At 61.9% G+C, this 16,108-nt stretch carries 14 protein-coding genes and 2 pseudogenes; 6 read left to right on the top strand and 10 right to left on the bottom strand.

Going from position 1 to position 16,108, the window contains the following annotated elements; all coding sequences use genetic code 11:
• Positions 1–48: 48 nt before the first annotated feature.
• The 8 genes and pseudogenes from JTY93_RS06315 to JTY93_RS06280 all read right to left on the bottom strand — a co-directional run bounded on the left by JTY93_RS06315 (position 49) and on the right by JTY93_RS06280 (position 8,626).
• Positions 49–1,012: pseudogene (locus tag JTY93_RS06315) on the bottom strand (IS110 family transposase).
• A gap of 301 nt (positions 1,013–1,313) precedes the next feature.
• Complete coding sequence (locus JTY93_RS06310) at positions 1,314–2,084, bottom strand: IclR family transcriptional regulator (protein ID WP_029297019.1); 771 nt, start codon at positions 2,082–2,084, stop codon at positions 1,314–1,316.
• A 64-nt stretch (positions 2,085–2,148) separates the two neighbouring features.
• Positions 2,149–3,591: pseudogene (locus JTY93_RS06305) on the bottom strand (amidase).
• Entirely contained in the window at positions 3,588–4,898 is a 1,311-nt protein-coding gene (locus tag JTY93_RS06300; protein WP_029297023.1) for a citrate-proton symporter, read from the bottom strand. The pseudogene JTY93_RS06305 and the gene JTY93_RS06300 overlap by 4 nt, the downstream one beginning before the upstream one ends.
• Positions 4,899–4,957: 59 nt before the next feature.
• Positions 4,958–6,133, bottom strand: coding sequence for a M20 aminoacylase family protein (locus tag JTY93_RS06295; RefSeq protein WP_205476215.1), 1,176 nt, complete (start codon positions 6,131–6,133; stop codon positions 4,958–4,960).
• 108 nt (positions 6,134–6,241) lie between these two features.
• Entirely contained in the window at positions 6,242–6,556 is a 315-nt protein-coding gene (locus JTY93_RS06290) for an amidase (protein ID WP_205476216.1), read from the bottom strand.
• Positions 6,553–7,635: a serine hydrolase domain-containing protein gene (locus JTY93_RS06285; RefSeq protein WP_205476217.1), complete on the bottom strand. Its 1,083-nt coding sequence runs from the start codon at positions 7,633–7,635 to the stop codon at positions 6,553–6,555. Before JTY93_RS06285 ends, JTY93_RS06290 begins: the two co-directional genes overlap by 4 nt.
• Positions 7,636–7,750: 115 nt before the next feature.
• Positions 7,751–8,626 carry an acyl-CoA dehydrogenase middle domain-containing protein gene (locus JTY93_RS06280; RefSeq protein WP_205476218.1) on the bottom strand — a complete coding sequence of 292 codons (876 nt, stop codon included), beginning with the start codon at positions 8,624–8,626 and terminating at the stop codon, positions 7,751–7,753.
• Positions 8,627–8,756: 130 nt separating this feature from the next.
• Here JTY93_RS06280 and olsB point away from each other — a divergent pair, with 130 nt between their 5' ends.
• Complete coding sequence (gene olsB, locus JTY93_RS06275) at positions 8,757–9,512, top strand: L-ornithine N(alpha)-acyltransferase (protein ID WP_029297033.1); 756 nt, start codon at positions 8,757–8,759, stop codon at positions 9,510–9,512.
• A complete protein-coding gene (locus JTY93_RS06270) occupies positions 9,512–10,306 on the top strand; it encodes a lysophospholipid acyltransferase family protein (protein WP_205476219.1) in 795 nt (264 codons plus the stop codon). Before olsB ends, JTY93_RS06270 begins: the two co-directional genes overlap by 1 nt.
• 117 nt (positions 10,307–10,423) lie before the next feature.
• Here JTY93_RS06270 and JTY93_RS06265 read toward each other — a convergent pair whose 3' ends face one another.
• A complete protein-coding gene (locus tag JTY93_RS06265; protein ID WP_205476220.1) occupies positions 10,424–11,005 on the bottom strand; it encodes an acyl carrier protein phosphodiesterase in 582 nt (193 codons plus the stop codon).
• A gap of 154 nt (positions 11,006–11,159) precedes the next feature.
• Here JTY93_RS06265 and JTY93_RS06260 point away from each other — a divergent pair, with 154 nt between their 5' ends.
• Genes JTY93_RS06260 through JTY93_RS06250 form a run of 3 tightly spaced genes read left to right on the top strand, consistent with a single transcriptional unit; the run spans position 11,160 to position 13,734 of the window.
• Positions 11,160–11,474, top strand: a complete 315-nt coding sequence (locus tag JTY93_RS06260) for an ArsR/SmtB family transcription factor (protein WP_029297039.1) — start codon at positions 11,160–11,162, stop codon at positions 11,472–11,474.
• An 11-nt stretch (positions 11,475–11,485) separates the two neighbouring features.
• A complete protein-coding gene (locus tag JTY93_RS06255) occupies positions 11,486–12,652 on the top strand; it encodes an MFS transporter (protein WP_169999304.1) in 1,167 nt (388 codons plus the stop codon).
• A 26-nt stretch (positions 12,653–12,678) separates the two neighbouring features.
• Entirely contained in the window at positions 12,679–13,734 is a 1,056-nt protein-coding gene (locus tag JTY93_RS06250) for an alkene reductase (RefSeq protein ID WP_205476221.1), read from the top strand.
• Between the two features lie 334 nt (positions 13,735–14,068).
• Here the strand turns inward: JTY93_RS06250 and JTY93_RS06245 are convergent, their stop codons facing one another.
• The gene (locus tag JTY93_RS06245) at positions 14,069–14,701 is read right to left on the bottom strand and encodes a TetR family transcriptional regulator (RefSeq protein WP_029297045.1); all 633 of its coding nucleotides are present in this window, start codon (positions 14,699–14,701) and stop codon (positions 14,069–14,071) included.
• A gap of 265 nt (positions 14,702–14,966) precedes the next feature.
• Between JTY93_RS06245 and JTY93_RS06240 the strand changes: the two genes are divergently transcribed.
• On the top strand, positions 14,967–16,106 hold the full coding sequence (locus tag JTY93_RS06240; protein ID WP_205476222.1) for an efflux RND transporter periplasmic adaptor subunit: 1,140 nt from the start codon (positions 14,967–14,969) through the stop codon (positions 16,104–16,106).
• Positions 16,107–16,108 lie beyond the last annotated feature (2 nt).

Here is a 16,108-nt window from a genome sequence, read left to right as displayed (position 1 = left end):
CTTGCCGCACGCAATCTAACGGCCCCGGCAATTTAAATGTGGGAGATTCTATGTTGCAGGTAAACCCTGCAACCTTAAGTTCGGCTGGTATTCGCTCTGGTTTTTCATCAGCGCGAATGCCACTCGGCAGAGCTTGCGGGCGAGGATCACCAGGGCTTGGGTCTTTGCCAGTCCCCCGGGCTAGGTAGGACTCGTAGTACGGTTTCCAGGTCGCAGATCGGCTAGCGGCCATCGCTGCGTTGTGAGCAAGGCGCCGCAACTCTGAATCGCCCTTTTTACTCAAGTGCCGAGGGCCGGCCTTTTTTCCGGAATCTTTTGGTCTCAGATCCATCCCCAAGAAAGCGATGAATGCATCGCCATTGGCGAACTGACCGCGCATGAAGGCTGTCGCTAGACCAGTAGCCGTAAGATCACCCACTCCCTCAATGGCTTTGCAGCGCTTGATATTTTCGGTGATGCCCGCCTCTTTACTGACCTTGTGCAGCAACTTCTGAATGACCTGCTCAGCTTGTTTGAAGGACTTTAACTGCTGGGCCAACTCGTCTTTCAAAAGCGGTTCGCCTGACCAGCTCAGTGTAAGGCTTACACGCAAGTTGATAAGCTCTGCACGTCGGTGCAGCAAGCTTTTCAATAACTTGTAAGCCTGCGGAGGTGGACTCCAGAGCCGTAGCCGTTTCTGCTCGCTGCTCAGGTAGCGCGCTAATAAACGTGCATCACAAGGGTCGGTTTTCGCCCGCTGGCCAATGCTTTCGCGGTAATGGCTCAACCGATAAGCGTCTACAACGTAAACCCGATGTCCTATTTCATGGGCGAGTTCAGCTGTGTCCAAGTGGTAAGTGCTGGTGGCTTCCAGGGCAATTGAGCTGTTGGCAGGTAATGTGTTGAGCCAGCGACCAAGAGCATCGCGGTCGTTGGCAATGGCTTGAGTGGCGTTGAGGTCTTCGCGGTAGGCAACGATTTCGGCCTTGGCCACATCGATACCCACAACCGTTGGTGAAGTAAGGATTGTCATAACTAATCCTCGGAGCTAGGGTTTAAGGGCTTGTCGGGGTCTATCCCAGCGCTGGCTTGCCTCTATTGTCGGTTTTCCCGATGAATTCCTTATCGGCGCTTAGGGTAGAAAGGGCGGGACGAGAAGTCTCCCACGGTCCGTACTGGCTAGAGTCGGAATCGGGCTTTTAGTCGCCGCCCACCCCTTCAAGTCTAAACATACAAGCGGGCTTGCCCGCGATAGCAGAGGGTCAGTTAATAGATAGTTGACTGACCCACCGCTATCGCGGGCAAGCCCGCTCCCACACAAGCCCGATCCGGCGTCAGGCCAGTGCGTGCTGCACGCCTTGCACGGTCGCCTCCAGGCTAGCCAGATGCAGACTCAACACCCGCTCCACTGGCGCCTGGTGCATCGGCCAATGCAACGCCATGCTCCCCACCAACCGCCCGTTGGCCCGTACCGGCAACGCCACCGCACGGATCAGAAATGGCAAGCGCACCGGATACTCCCAGTACCCTTCGGTACGCTGGCCAAACCCCTGGTGCTGGGATTGCTCGCAAGCACGGTACTGATCGTCGGCCGGCACATGCTCGCGGCTGGCCAGGCGCTGGACTTCATCGGCAGCCAACTCGGCCAGGCACGCCTTGCCCATGGCCGAGTGGAACAGGCTGGCATGCTGGCCGACGATCTGGCAGTTGTTGGGGTACAGCTTGCGCAGCACCGTGGGGATCGCGCTTTCCATGACTTCCAGGCGCTCGCCGTCGAAGTTCGACAAGTCCGCCACCAACCCGGTGCGTTCGCTCAGTTCCAGCAGCCACGGCGCCGCACATTCCACCAGGCGGCGCTTGAAGCGTTGCTGGGTATCGCCGAACAAGCGCTGGGCGCTGATGCGATAACGCCGGTCGCTCAGGCCACGGTAGATCCAGCCCTGCTCCTGCAAGGTCAGCAACATCCGCGACACCGTCGCCTTGGGCAAGCGCGTCAGGTAATGCAGCTCCTCAAGCCCCAGGGCCTGGTGCTCGCCGAGCAACTCGATGATGGCCAGTGCCCGCTCCACTGAGCGCACAGTACCTGTGTCGGCGTTGCTGCCCATGGCTTGATCTCCCGGTTGCTGATGGATGATCGAATTTCACAGCAAGATACAGGCCGCCCTCCCCTCAGGCGTTCGCCCTCAAGCATTGCGGAGGGCTGCGCTGGACCCAATGCGTCAGTTGCTCATGGGCGTAGGCCAGTTGCAGTACGGCGCGATCCGCCTGGGCCGGGCCGATGATTTGCAGGCCCATGGGCAAGCCTTAGGGGTTGAAGCCCACCGGCACACTCATGCTCGGCAGGCCGGCCAATGTCGGGCCGATCACTACCTCCATCCAGCGGTGATAGGTGTCCATGGTTCGCCCTCCAACGACACGCGGCCAGTGCTGTTGTGCATCGAAAGGGAACACTTGGGCACTGGGCAACAGCAGAAAATCGTAACGCTCGAACAACTTGGCCAGGGCGCGGTACCACTCGCTGCGCGCCAACGAGGCCTGATAAACATCCGCCGCGCTCAAGCCCAGGCCGCCCTCCACTTCCCACTGCGCTTCAGGCTTGAGCAACCCACGTTTTTGCGGGTCGGCATACGCCGCCCCCAGCGCGCCCTGCACCAGCCAATGACGATGCACCAGCCAGGTGTGCCACAGGCGCTCCATGGAAAAGTCCGGCTGGCAGCCTTCCACTTCGCAGCCCAACGCACTGAAATCGCCGAGGGCGGATTCACACAAACTCAGCACGCCATCGTCCATCGGCAGATAGCCGTTGTAGTCCCCCAGCCAGCCCAGGCGCGTACCCTTGAAATCACGGGCCAACGGCGCGCCGAATACGCTCGGATCGTCCTTGAGCGACAACGGCACCCGCGCATCGAAGCCCGCCTGGATGCTCAACAACCGCGCCACATCCGCCACGCTGCGGCCCATCGGGCCTTCGGTGGCCAACTGCTGGACAAACACCTCCGGTGCCGGCCCATGGGGCACGCGGCCCTGGGACGGGCGCAGGCCAAACACGTTATTGAACGCTGCCGGGTTGCGCAGCGAGCCCATCATGTCGCTGCCATCGGCCACCGGCAGCATGCGCAGCGCCAAGGCCACCGCCGCCCCGCCGCTGCTGCCGCCGGCCACCAACGCGGGGTCGTAGGCATTGCCGGTGGTGCCGAACACGCTGTTGTAGGTCTGGGAACCCAGGCCAAACTCCGGCACGTTGCTCTTGCCGATGATAATCGCACCACTGGCCCGCACCCGGGCCACGGCGATGGCGTCTTCAACGGGGATCTGTTCGACGAACAGCGGCGAGCCCATGGTCGTGCGCAAGCCCTTGGTTGCCGCCAGATCCTTGATCGCCTGGGGCATGCCATGCATCCAGCCACGGGAGCGGCCCTGGTCCAGCTCCCGGTCACAATCCCGGGCCTCGGCCAGCACGTGCTCTTCGTCGCGCAACGACACCAGGGCATTGACCGACGGGTTGAAACGCGCGATCTGCGCCAGATAAGCCTGCATCACTTCATGACACGACACCTGCCGAGCGTGGATCGCCTGGGACAACGCAATTGCATCGAGCTCAACAATGTTCAAGGCTTCACTCCCTTGGTAAAGCGCGCCGGTGCTGCGGCCCTCGGCGCTTCATGCATGCAGTAAGTGCCCAGCAGCGTCAGGACGCAAGCGAACAGCACATAAAACGCCGGGGCCACCGGGGTGCCCAGCTCTTTGCTCAGCCAGGTGACGATCAGCGGAGCAAAGCCACCAAACACCATCACCGCCACGTTGTACGCCACTGACACCCCGGTGGAGCGCACCTCGATGGGAAACTGTTCGGCCAGGGCCGTCGGCGCCGGGCCGAAGAAGCCGCCGATGGCGATGCACAACATCACTTGCATCACCAGCAACCGCTCGATGGACGGCGCCGCCGCGACCCACACGTACAGCGGGTAAACCATCACGAAAAACGCCAGGGTGAAGCCCATCAACACCGGTCGCCGGCCCAGACGATCGGACAACAGGCCAGACAGCGGAATCACCACGGTCATCAGCGCCACGGCGAACATCTGCACCATCAATACCTGATCCAGGGGCAGGCCCAGGTTCTTGTGGGCGAAGGTCGGCATATTCACCAGCACCACGTAGAACGACACCGTCGCGCCACAGGCCAGGCCCATGCTCACCAGGATGCTGCGCCGATGCTCACGCAGCACCGTCATCAGGCTCGGCGCCGGGCCGGTGGCCTGTTTGCGCGCTTCGATAAATTCCTCGGGGTCTTCCATATGCCGGCGAATCCACAAGCCCACCGGGCCGATGAGCAGGCCGAACACAAACGGCAGGCGCCAGCCCCACAGGTCGAGGGTTTCTGGAGTAAAAAAGTGCGTGACCAGCGCTACCATCGCCGCGCCGCCAAACACCGCCAGGCACTGCCCGACCAATTGCCAGGAGCCGTATAAGCCCTTGCGATGGGCCGGTGCGCTTTCCACCAGAAACGCCGTGGCGCTGGCATATTCACCGCCCGTGGCAAAGCCCTGGAGCATGCGCGCCACCACGATCAACAGCGGCGCGCCCATGCCGATGGCGGCGTAGTTGGGGGCAAATACGATCAGTGCGATAGACACGGTCATCAAGCGAATAATCAGTTGCATGGCGGCCTTGCGGCCTTTGCGGTCGGCGTACATACCCAGCAGGATGCCGCCCACCGGGCGCATGAAGAAGCCCACGCCGAAGGTGGCCAGGGCCATCAACAGCGAGGCGTATTCGTCGTCCGAGGGGAAGAACTGCCGGGCGATGATGCTGGCCAGAAAACCATAGACGATGAAGTCGTACCACTCCAGCGCGTTGCCGACCACCGCCGCTACCACTTGCCGGGTGCGGGACACGCCTTTTATTGAAGTCTGCATGAGAACACTCCATTCAACCTGTTGAGGAAAGGTCCAGCGGCAGGAAAAAGGCAGGGGGTTCAGGCCGGTTTGAGCCAGCTCTCGGCCAAGGCACCCCAGTAGGCGGCACCGGTCAGCAGGATCTCGTCGTTGAAGTCATAGGCGGGGTTGTGGACCATCGGCCGCGACACGCCGTTGCCGATAAACAGGTAGCTGCCGGGGCAGCGCTGGAGCATCCAGGCGAAGTCTTCGCTGCCCATCAACTTGGGCGTGTTGGCGTCGACCGCCTCCTCGCCGAGCAAGGCAATACCGACCTGGCGGGCGAACTCGGTTTCGTCGGCATGGTTGACCAGCACCGGATAGGCCGGGCGATGTTCGATCTGCGCGGTACAGCCAAAGCTCTGGGCCTGGGTCTGGATAATCGCCTTGACCCGCTCCAGCATCTGCTCGCGCACCGGTGCATTGAGGGCGCGCAGGCTCAGGCGCAATACGGCCTGCTGGGGGATCACGTTGGCCGCTTGCCCCGCTTGCAGGGCGCCGACCGTAACCACCGCCGCTTCCTGGGCATTGATGTTGCGCGCGACCACTGTCTGCAACGCCATCACCGTACTGGCGGCCGCCACCAGCGGGTCCACAGTCAGATGCGGCATGGAGCCGTGGCCGCCGACACCTTCGAGGGTCACGGTGAGCAGGTCCTGGGAAGCCATCATCGGCCCGGTCCGCAGGCCCAGGTGGCCGGCGGGCAAGCCGGGCATATTGTGCATGCCGAACAGGGCATCGCAGGGGAAGCGCTCCAGCAAGCCATCGGCGAGCATCGCTTCAGCGCCGCCCTGGCCTTCTTCGGCCGGCTGGAAAATCAGGTTGAGGGTGCCGTCGAACTGACGCGTCGCCGCCAGGTAACGCGCAGCGCCCAACAGCATGGCGGTGTGACCGTCGTGACCGCAGGCATGCATGCAGCCGGCGTGTTGGCTGCTGTAGGCGACGCCGGTGTTTTCGATGATCGGCAAGGCGTCCATGTCGGCCCGAATCCCCAGGGTGCGCGAGCTGCTGCCATTGCGCAGCACGCCGACCACGCCGGTGCGACCGATGCCGGTATGCACTTCGTAGCCCCAGTTTTTCAGGGATTGGGCGACCAGGGCCGAGGTGCGGTTTTCTTCAAACCCCAGTTCGGGGTGGGCGTGGATATCCTGGCGCACGGCGTGCAGGTCGCTGGCGACATCGCTCAGCCAATCCAGGATGTGCTGGTGTGGGCTCATGGTGACTCTCCTCGCAGGCGGGTATTCCCGTTCTTTTTTGTGGCACCGCCACAGATAACCGCGATGGGCGTGCGAGGACAATCAAAGGTGGTTCCACCCTGTGGAACCTCAGGGCAGCAGGCGGCAACCCTGGCGCTCGCCCAGCCATTGGGCGCTGTGGCTGCGGCCCAGGCCGCTGGCGGTGACCAGGCGCGTCTGCGGGTGATCGGCAAAGGCGCTGGTGGGGATGTATTGCTTCACATAGCCCAGGCAATAGTCCGCCGGGTTGCCCGCCACATACCGACACGAGCAGTACTCCTTGGCGGTATAGGCGGCGATGATGTCAGGGAAGGCTTGCAGGTTGACGCGCTCGTGCCAGAGCCAACCCAGCAAAGCGAACAACAGCAGGAGAAACAGGCTGAGAAGCGGGCGACGATGGATCATGGTTGCACCGCCGCGAGCACGCGCTTGAGCAGTTCGTTGTGGCGATAGCTGCCATCGCGGTCATCGCCATAGCGCACGATCACCAACCTTGCCTGGGGCAACACATACAACGCCTGGCCCCAGTGCCCCAAGGCCGCGAAGGTATCGTCGGGCGCATCCGGCCAGGGCCGGGCAGCGCCCTGCACTTGACGGTTGAGCCACCAGTGGCCGCCGGGCACCGCTTCGTCCTGGTCCGCCGTGTACTGCGCCAGGGGTTGGCGATTGAAGTCGACCCACGCCTGGGGCAGCAATTGCCGCTCGCCCCAGCGCCCGTCCCGCGCCATCAACAAGCCAATGCGCGCCAGATCGCGGGCAGTCATATAGGCATAGGACGAGGCGACGAAGGTTTCATTGGCGTCACTTTCCCAGGTGGCGCTGCGGATCCCCAAGGGCGTGAACAGTGCGGTCCACGGGTAATCGACATAAGCCCTATGGCCCAGCATGCCCTTGAGAGCAGCGGACGCCAGATTGCTGTCGCCGCTGGAGTAGCGAAATGCCTGGCCTGCTGCTGCGAAGGTGTGGGTGTCGGCGGCAAACTGCGCCATATCGGCGCGGCCACGGGTGTAGAGCATGGCCACCACCGAGGATTTCAGCGGCGCGTATTCGTAGTCTTCCTGCCAGTCCAGGCCTGAGGTCCAGTTCAGCAGGTGCGCCAGGGTGATGCTCGGGTGTTGCTTCATCGGCGGATAGAAACGCGCGACCGGGTCGCTCAGTTTGAAGCGGCCTTCGCCATAGGCAACGCCCAACACCGTGGCCAGCAGGCTTTTGCTGATGGACCAGGTCAGGTGCGGCGTGCTTGCGGTAGTGGGTGCAGCGTAGCGTTCATAAATGACTTCGCCGTCGCGGATCACCAAGAGCGCGTCGGTGCGGATGCCTTGGCGGGTGAGGTCATTGCGGGCCGGGAATGCATAGTCCTCCAGCGCGTTCAAGGCGGGGCCGGTCAATGGCGCGCCCTGGGACCAATCCTTCGCCGGCCAGGCCTGGGCGTGTGCGGTAGCGGTGAACAGCAGCAAGGCGACACACAGCAGGCCTTTGACCATGGACAAGCACTCGGGGGCATTCAAACCGGCGAGCCTAATGCAGATAAATGACGGTTTGGCGACAGGTCATCGGTTTGCCGCGCCGCATAAATCCAAGCCCGCTCGCCACATAAGCTCAGGGGGATGGGTTCAGGGCTTTTTCCAGGCGTTTGGCCCGGGCGCTGGCGGCAAGGTCCAGCACGGCTTGGTCGCGCTGCCACATGGCGGCCCACGCCCCTTCACTCATCGCTTGATTGACCTGCGGCTTCAGCGCCTCGAACTGCGCAAACAATCCCCCCAACAACACATGCCCTGCCGCCGAGGCCGTGGGCTGGCGAATGACTTCGGCACAGCCGGCCAGCAACGCCAATAACTGCAAACGCAGGGTCTGGGGCCAATCACACTCCTGGCCGATGCCATGCAGCCAGGCGGTCATCGCGCTCAAGACATAGGTGTCTTCCAGCGTGCGGAAGGGTTTGACGTAGTCGTCCCAGCCATCCCCTGGCAAACGTTCGCAGGCGGCATGGTCGAGGTGGACGCGCCCGTGGCTGATATCGGGCATCAACGGGATCGCGGGCAAGGGCTCGACGCGTACGCCGGGCTCGCCGGCCAGCACCACTGCCAGGCTCAGGCGCGGCTTTTCATCGGCGGCCTCGCAACGCGCGGCGATCAGTAGCCAGTCGGCGGCGTCGCCGGCGGTGACGAAGTCCTTGCGCCCGCTCAGGCGCAAGTCGTCCAGGCGCGTTTGCATGTCCACTGGGCGCAGGCTGCGCTGTTCGGTCGCACACAAGGCGCCCAGGCTGTGGGGCGCGCTGGGCCATAACGCGCGCAAAGCTGCTTGATAACCCACCAGAAATGCCCGGCCGGGCGTGGCCATCAGGCGCGCACCCTGAGTTGCCAGTTCAAAGGGCGTCACCTGCCCCAGGCGTTGCAATAAAACGCTGTAGCCCTCGGCCAGGTTGGCGTGGACGGGCAGTCGGTCGGGTCGATCGAGCAAAGCGTGCCAGGGCATGGAGGGCTCCTTGGGGGCTGTCATCTAAGCGTCACCGTAGATTCATGGAGATGACACCGGGGGTACATAGCCTGACTTTGCACAACAAAGTCGACTGGCCGCAACCCTGGCCGGCACCTGGAGACTCGCCATGACTCAGATCGCCCGCATCAGTGACACCGGCAATGAACGCCGTCTGCAAGCCGAACGCCTGATCGGCGCCCAGGCTTTGCAGGAAGCCCAGGCCCTGCGTTTCACCGTTTTCAGCGGCGAGTTCAATGCCAAGCTCAAAGGCGCGGAACTGGGCCTGGACATGGATGACTATGATGTTCACTGCAGCCACATTGGCGTACGGGACTTGAACACCGGGCGACTGGTTGCCACTACCCGGCTGCTGGATCACCAGGCGGCCAGCACCTTGGGCCGGTTCTACAGCGAAGAAGAATTCAGCCTCCACGGCCTGTTGCATCTGCAAGGGCCGATCCTGGAGATCGGTCGTACCTGCGTCGACCCGGCCTATCGCAACGGCGGCACCATCGCGGTGCTGTGGGGCGAACTGGCCGAAGTCCTAAACCAGGGCGGCTACAGCTACCTGATGGGCTGCGCCAGCATCCCGATGCACGACGGTGGCATCCAGGCCCACGCAATCATGCAACGCCTGCGCGAACGCTATCTGTGCAACGAGCACCTGCGCGCCGAACCGAAAAAACCGCTGCCGAGCCTGGACCTGCCGTCCAACGTCATCGCCGAAATGCCGCCGCTGCTCAAGGCCTACATGCGCCTGGGCGCGAAGATCTGCGGTGAGCCATGCTGGGACGAGGATTTCCAGGTGGCTGACGTGTTCATCCTGCTCAAGCGCGACGAGTTGTGCCCGCGTTATGCCCGCCACTTCAAGGCGGCCATGTGATGGGGCGCCTGCGGGTCTACGGGCGGATCGCCCGCGTGCTGCTGGTGGTAAGCCTGGGCTTGAGCATGGCCGGGGTGTTTGGTCTGTTCGAGCGCCTGGGGGTTGCCAACTCCATGGTGCGGCGCCAGCGCTGGTCGCGGTTTTTCATGGCGCGCTTGAGCAATGCCCTGCCCTTTCGCGTGACCGTGCACGGCGAGCTGCCGCAACAGCCGATGCTGTGGGTCAGCAACCATGTGTCATGGACGGACATCCCGCTGCTGGGCATGGTGGCACCGCTGTCGTTCCTGTCCAAGGCCGAAGTGCGTACCTGGCCGGTGGCCGGTTGGCTGGCGGCCAAGGCCGGCAGCCTATTTATCCGCCGTGGTTCAGGTGACAGCCAATTGATCCGCAAGCAGATGACCCGTCATCTGCAGCAAAAACACCCGCTGCTGATGTTCCCTGAGGGCACCACCACCGATGGCCGCAGCCTGCGCACCTTCCATGGCCGGTTGCTGGCCAGTGCAATTGATGCCGACGTGGCGCTGCAGCCGGTGGCTATCCGTTATGTGCGCGATGGGCAGATCGATCCGCTCGCACCGTTTATTGGTGATGATGATTTGCTCTCGCACCTGATGCGCCTGTTTGGCAATGATCAGGGCGACGTTGAGATTCATCTGCTCAAGCCCATTGCCTGCGCCGGACAGGAGCGTGCAGCGCTGGCGTATCAGGCGCAGCAGGCGGTGCACAAGGCATTGTTCGGCGAGGTGGCCCAGCCAGCAGAACCAGGGCAAATAGGCACACTGGCCGCTGCCTGAGCCTCCCTGTAGGAGCGAGCTTGGCTCCGGGCGGCGTTCCGACGAAGAACCTGAGAGCGCCGCGATAAACCAGATGTGCTGCGTTATCGTTGACGTTCTTCGCGAGCAAGCTCGCTCCTACATAGAGGTGGCGTGTTGGGCGCAAAACACCTGCAGTTGGGGATAGAACACCCGGAAGTCCTCGCTCAACGGCTCATACAACAGCCGCAACTCCTGCATCGCCTGCCCCAGTTCCTGGGGTTGGCTCAGGCGCCGGGAAATCCCCCGCAGCACTTGCTCCATCACCGCGAACTCGCGGTAGGAGCCCAGCCAGTCATCGGCCGCCATATACGGCGCAATCTGCGCCAGGCGCCCCGGCAACTGCGGCTCTGCCGCCAGCACCTGGTACACCTGGGAGGTAAAGCGCTCCAGCGGCTGCTCGGCATACTGCGCCCAATCCCGCGCCAGACAATGGTCGAAGAACACGTCGAGGACGATCCCCGCATAGCGCCGCCGGGTCAGGGTGAACCGTGACAATGCCTGCCCGACCAGTGGGTGGCTGTCGGTGAAACGGTCGATGGCGCGATGCAACTGGATCCCCGCCTCGATTTGCGGGCTGTACTGGCCCTGCAGGCGGCCTTTGACGAAATCACCATAGAGGCTACCCAGCAGTTGTGCAGGAAGTTGGCCGCCAAGGTGCAGATGTGCGAGATAATTCATGGCGCGCAGTTTAGCACTGCCATCAATGCATCGTTATAACCCGATATACCGATTTATCTGGTAACAAGATCAAAATCGTATTGGTATATCGGGATATAGCGATTTAAAGTTCGCCTCATCGCGATATAACGTTTTACCAACACCGAGCCCTGCCATGTCCATTGACCTCGACGAAATAATAAAAGCCCTGGCACACCCAGTACGGCGAGACATTCTCAACTGGCTGAAAGACCCGAAAGTGCAGTTCCCCGAGCAAGTGCACAACCACGAGTACGGCATCTGCGCCGGCCAGATCGACCAACGCTGCGGCCTGTCGCAATCCACCGTGTCGGCGCACTTGGCGACCCTGCAACGCGCAGGCTTGATCAGCAGCCAGAAAGCCGGGCAATGGCACTTTTTCCGCCGCAATGAAGACGTGATCCAAGCCTTTATCCAGGCCATCACTGAAGAACTCAGCCCCCCGCTGTAAAGGACCCCACAATGCCTCTCTCGCTACTCATACTGGCCTTAAGCGCCTTCGCCATCGGCACCACCGAATTCGTCATCATGGGCCTGTTGCCCGATGTGGCGGCCGACCTCGGTGTGTCGATTCCAGGCGCCGGCTGGCTGGTGACCGGCTACGCCCTGGGCGTGGCCATCGGTGCGCCCTTCATGGCACTGGCCACCGCCAAGCTGCCGCGCAAGGCTGCTCTGGTAGCGCTGATGGGCATTTTCATCATCGGCAATCTGCTCTGCGCCCTGGCCAGTGACTACAACGTGCTGATGTTTGCCCGTGTGGTGACCGCGCTGTGCCACGGTGCGTTCTTTGGGATCGGCTCGGTAGTGGCGGCCAACCTGGTGCCGGCCAACAAGCGCGCTTCGGCGGTGGCCCTGATGTTTACCGGCCTGACCCTGGCCAACGTACTCGGCGTGCCCCTGGGCACCGCGCTGGGCCAGGAAGCTGGCTGGCGCTCGACCTTCTGGGCCGTGACGGTGATTGGTGTAATTGCGCTGATCGGCCTGATCCGCTTCCTGCCGGCCAAGCGTGATGAAGAAAAACTCGACATGCGCGCCGAACTGGCGGCCCTCAAGGGCGCCGGCATCTGGTTGTCGTTGAGCATGACTGCGCTGTTTGCCGCTTCGATGTTCACCCTCTTCACCTATGTCGCGCCGCTGCTGGGGGATGTCACCGGTATCTCACCCAAAGGCGTGACCTGGACCCTGCTGCTGATCGGCCTGGGCCTGACCGTGGGCAATATCATCGGCGGCAAGCTGGCGGACAAGCGCCTGGCGGCCACCCTGATCGGCGTGTTTATCAGCATGGCCGTGGTGTCCACCGCATTGACCTGGACCAGCGTCGCCATCATCCCCACCGAAATTACCCTGTTCCTCTGGGCCACCGCGTCATTTGCCGCCGTACCGGCGCTGCAGATCAACGTGGTGACGTTCGGCAAGGCCGCGCCCAACCTGGTCTCGACCCTCAATATCGGCGCTTTCAACATCGGCAACGCGCTGGGCGCCTGGGTTGGCGGTAGCGTGATTGCCCACGGTTTCGGCCTGACCAGCGTGCCGTTGGCCGCTGCGGTGCTGGCGATCCTGGCGCTGGTGGTCACGCTGATTACGTTCCGTCAGAGCGGCGATGCCGACCTGGCCCCTGCTACCCATTAATCACTTAGAACAGACGAGTGTTTACGATGACGACTATTTTCGATCCGATCAAACTGGGTGATGTGCAACTGTCGAACCGCATCATCATGGCGCCGCTGACGCGCGGCCGTGCCGATGCCGGTCGCGTACCCAATGCGCTGATGGCTGAATACTACGTGCAGCGGGCCTGCGCCGGGCTGATCCTCAGCGAAGCCACCTCGGTGACGCCAATGGGCGTGGGCTACCCGGACACCCCCGGCATCTGGTCCAACGACCAGGTGCGTGGCTGGACCAACATTACCAAGGCTGTGCATAACGCAGGCGGCAAAATCTTCCTGCAACTGTGGCACGTAGGGCGTATCTCCCACCCGTCCTACCTGAACGGCGAAGCCCCGGTGGCACCCAGCGCCATCCAACCGGCAGGCCATGTCAGCCTGGTGCGGCCACTGGCGGACTACCCGACCCCACGCGCCCTGGAAACCGCAGAGATCGCGGATATCGTCGACGCCTACCGCGTGGGGGCCGAGAACGCCAAGGCCGCCGGCTTTGACGGCGTGGAAGTGCATGGCGCCAACGGTTACCTGCTCGACCAGTTCCTGCAAAGCAGCACCAACCAGCGCACTGATGAGTACGGCGGCTCCCTGGAAAACCGTGCACGATTGCTGCTGGAAGTGACCGATGCAGTGATCGAAGTCTGGGGCGCTGGCCGCGTGGGGATGCATTTGTCGCCTCGGGCCGATCTCCATGACATGGGCGATGACAACCTGGCAGAAACCTTCACCTACGTCGCCCGTGAACTGGGCAAGCGCGGCATTGCCTTTATCTGCGCCCGCGAGAAAGAAGCCGGCGACAGCCTTGGCCCACAACTGAAAGCCGCGTTCGGTGGGCCGTACATCGCCAACGAGCGCTTTACCAAGGACAGCGCCAACGCCTGGTTGGCTTCGGGCAAGGCGGATGCGGTGGCCTTTGGCGTGCCGTTTATCGCCAACCCGGACCTGCCGGCGCGCCTCAAGGCCGATGCGCCGCTCAATGAAGCGCGCCCCGACACCTTCTACACCAAGGGCCCGGTCGGCTATATCGACTACCCAACCCTCCCCTTGTAAGAGCGAGCTTGCTCGCGAAGAACCTGAGGGCGCCGCAATAAACCAGATTCACTGCGTTATCGTTTACGTTCTTCGCGAGCAAGCTCGCTCCTACAGAAAAGCAGAAACGCAAAAGCCCCGGTTCGTGAGAGCCGGGGCTTTTTATGTTAGCCATCCGTTGTAGGAAACACTCCTTCACATCACTGCAACAATATCGCTACAAAATACTTAGCCGGCTACCTTTCAACCCGGCGCCAGCGCGTATATAAAGTCACCCCACAAATAAGTCGGAAGGACGATTGACCGTCCTTAGGCTTTACTGTTGACACAAACGGACGTAATTACGCATTTTGTATCAATTGCGCAGGCCGGGGCTCAATCGCAGCATGTCCAGCCCTATATCCACCAGACGCTCAGCCTGCTGATACAGCTCGAAGCTGTCAGGCACCAGTAGCCACTGGCCAATAAGCCCATTGATATAAGCGTGTATGCACACCGCCCCACGAGCAGTGTCGAGGTTTTCCGGGAGCTGCCCGCGGTGAACTGCATTGCGCAGCGTCAGGCCGATGCGCAGGTTGCACTCAAGGCTGTGGGTCTGGCGCTGACGGCGCATGTCGCACATTTCATCGGTAAATTCGCACTTATGGAACAGGATCTCATTAATGCGCCGAGTCTTCGGGTCCAGGGCCACCTGATGAAAAAGATGAATCAGCAGCTTGCGCATACAGCCCAGCGGATCTACCTCATCCTCGCTTTCACTGGCCCTGGCCAATTCGTCCAGAGGTTCGTGCAGCGTGTCGAGCAGTGCCTGCAACAGGTCCGACTTATTGCTGAAGTGCCAATAGATCGCGCCCCGCGTCACGCCTGCCCTGGCCGCGATATCTGCCAACGTGGTACGCGCAACGCCGCGCTCATAAAAGGCTTGCTCGGCGGCTTCAAGTATTTGGCTACGCGTTTCCTGAGCTTCCTCTTTGGTACGACGAACCATGGCAGTAACACCTCAATCAGGACACGAGCGGTGGCTGCTAACCACCTTCTGAATAATTATGGGACGACACCTTCATGGGCGCCGAACGTAATAGAATCGAGGCTTTCAGCGCTGCCTTGTAAGGAATCCGCGAAGCCTGTCAAGAGTTTACAAACAACCATGAACGTAAGTATATTGCGTAGCAAGCTACTTATCCACTCAGTGCCTGTTTTTTACCCTTCCACACTTCTTGTGCGCATCAAGCGCGCCTGACCCGAGGATCTTCATGCAACTTAAGCCAGCTGTTACCGCTCTGGTCACTGCCGTCGCCCTGGCATCGCTGCTCAGCGGATGTAAAAAGGAAGAGGCGGCACCGCCCGCTCAAACCCCTCAGGTCGGCGTGGTCACTATTCAACCTCAAGCCTATACCCTGACCTCCGAATTGCCGGGCCGCACCACTGCGTTCCGCATCGCGGAAGTCCGCCCGCAGGTTAACGGCATCATTCTCAAGCGCCTGTTCAAGGAAGGCGGCGACGTCAAGGAAGGCCAGCAGCTCTATCAGATCGATCCGTCGGTCTATGAGGCCACCCTCAAAAGCGCCCAGGCCAGCCTGCAGCAGACCAAGTCGATTGCCGACCGCTACAAGCAGTTGGTCAACGAACAGGCCGTCAGCCGCCAGGAATACGACACCGCCGTGTCCAACCGCATGACCTCGGAAGCCAACCTGCAGAGCGCTCAGATCAACGTGCGCTACACCAAGGTGTTCGCCCCAATCTCCGGGCGTATCGGCCGTTCCTCGGTCACCGAAGGCGCACTGGTCAGCAATGGCCAGGCCGATGCCATGGCGGTGATCCAGCAATTGGACCCGATCTACGTCGACGTCACGCAATCGTCCACCGAGATGCTGAAACTGCGTCGCGACCTGGAAAGCGGCCAACTGCAAAAAGCCGGTGAGAACGCGGCCATGGTCAAGCTGACCCTGGAAGACGGCAGCGAATACAGCCAGCAAGGGCGCCTGGAGTTCTCCGAAGTGTCGGTCGACCAGACCACCGGTTCGGTCACCCTGCGCGCCGTGTTCCCCAACCCTGACCACACCCTGCTGCCGGGCATGTTTGTCCACGCGCAATTGCAGGCCGGTGTGAACAGCAAGGCAATCCTCGCCCCTCAACAGGGTGTGACCCGCGACATCAAGGGTATCCCGACGGCGCTGGTGGTGACTGCCGACAACAAGGTTGAACAGCGCGTGCTGGTGGCCAACCGTACCGCCGGTGCCTACTGGCTGGTGGAAAAGGGCCTGAATGCCGGTGACCGTGTGATCACCGAAGGCTTGCAGTTCATCAAGCCGGGAATCACGGTTCAAGCCAAGGAAGCCACCAACGCCAAGCCCGCCGGTACTGCTCCTGCCGCCGCTGGCAAAGGGGAGTAATA

It is taken from the genome of Pseudomonas hygromyciniae, from assembly GCF_016925675.1.
Classification (GTDB): Bacteria; Pseudomonadota; Gammaproteobacteria; order Pseudomonadales; family Pseudomonadaceae; genus Aquipseudomonas; species Aquipseudomonas hygromyciniae.
Note: the sequence above shows the minus strand (reverse complement) of the source record. Positions and strands in the feature narration are given on the sequence as shown.

Coding starts and splice junctions, on each gene's coding strand:
- JTY93_RS06310 (WP_029297019.1), bottom strand. CDS start 2,084: ATGGGCAGCAACGCCGACACAGGTACTGTGCGCTCAGTGGAGCGGGCA.
- JTY93_RS06300 (WP_029297023.1), bottom strand. CDS start 4,898: ATGCAGACTTCAATAAAAGGCGTGTCCCGCACCCGGCAAGTGGTAGCG.
- JTY93_RS06295 (WP_205476215.1), bottom strand. CDS start 6,133: ATGAGCCCACACCAGCACATCCTGGATTGGCTGAGCGATGTCGCCAGC.
- JTY93_RS06290 (WP_205476216.1), bottom strand. CDS start 6,556: ATGATCCATCGTCGCCCGCTTCTCAGCCTGTTTCTCCTGCTGTTGTTC.
- JTY93_RS06285 (WP_205476217.1), bottom strand. CDS start 7,635: ATGGTCAAAGGCCTGCTGTGTGTCGCCTTGCTGCTGTTCACCGCTACC.
- JTY93_RS06280 (WP_205476218.1), bottom strand. CDS start 8,626: ATGCCCTGGCACGCTTTGCTCGATCGACCCGACCGACTGCCCGTCCAC.
- olsB (WP_029297033.1), top strand. CDS start 8,757: ATGACTCAGATCGCCCGCATCAGTGACACCGGCAATGAACGCCGTCTG.
- JTY93_RS06270 (WP_205476219.1), top strand. CDS start 9,512: ATGGGGCGCCTGCGGGTCTACGGGCGGATCGCCCGCGTGCTGCTGGTG.
- JTY93_RS06265 (WP_205476220.1), bottom strand. CDS start 11,005: ATGAATTATCTCGCACATCTGCACCTTGGCGGCCAACTTCCTGCACAA.
- JTY93_RS06260 (WP_029297039.1), top strand. CDS start 11,160: ATGTCCATTGACCTCGACGAAATAATAAAAGCCCTGGCACACCCAGTA.
- JTY93_RS06255 (WP_169999304.1), top strand. CDS start 11,486: ATGCCTCTCTCGCTACTCATACTGGCCTTAAGCGCCTTCGCCATCGGC.
- JTY93_RS06250 (WP_205476221.1), top strand. CDS start 12,679: ATGACGACTATTTTCGATCCGATCAAACTGGGTGATGTGCAACTGTCG.
- JTY93_RS06245 (WP_029297045.1), bottom strand. CDS start 14,701: ATGGTTCGTCGTACCAAAGAGGAAGCTCAGGAAACGCGTAGCCAAATA.
- JTY93_RS06240 (WP_205476222.1), top strand. CDS start 14,967: ATGCAACTTAAGCCAGCTGTTACCGCTCTGGTCACTGCCGTCGCCCTG.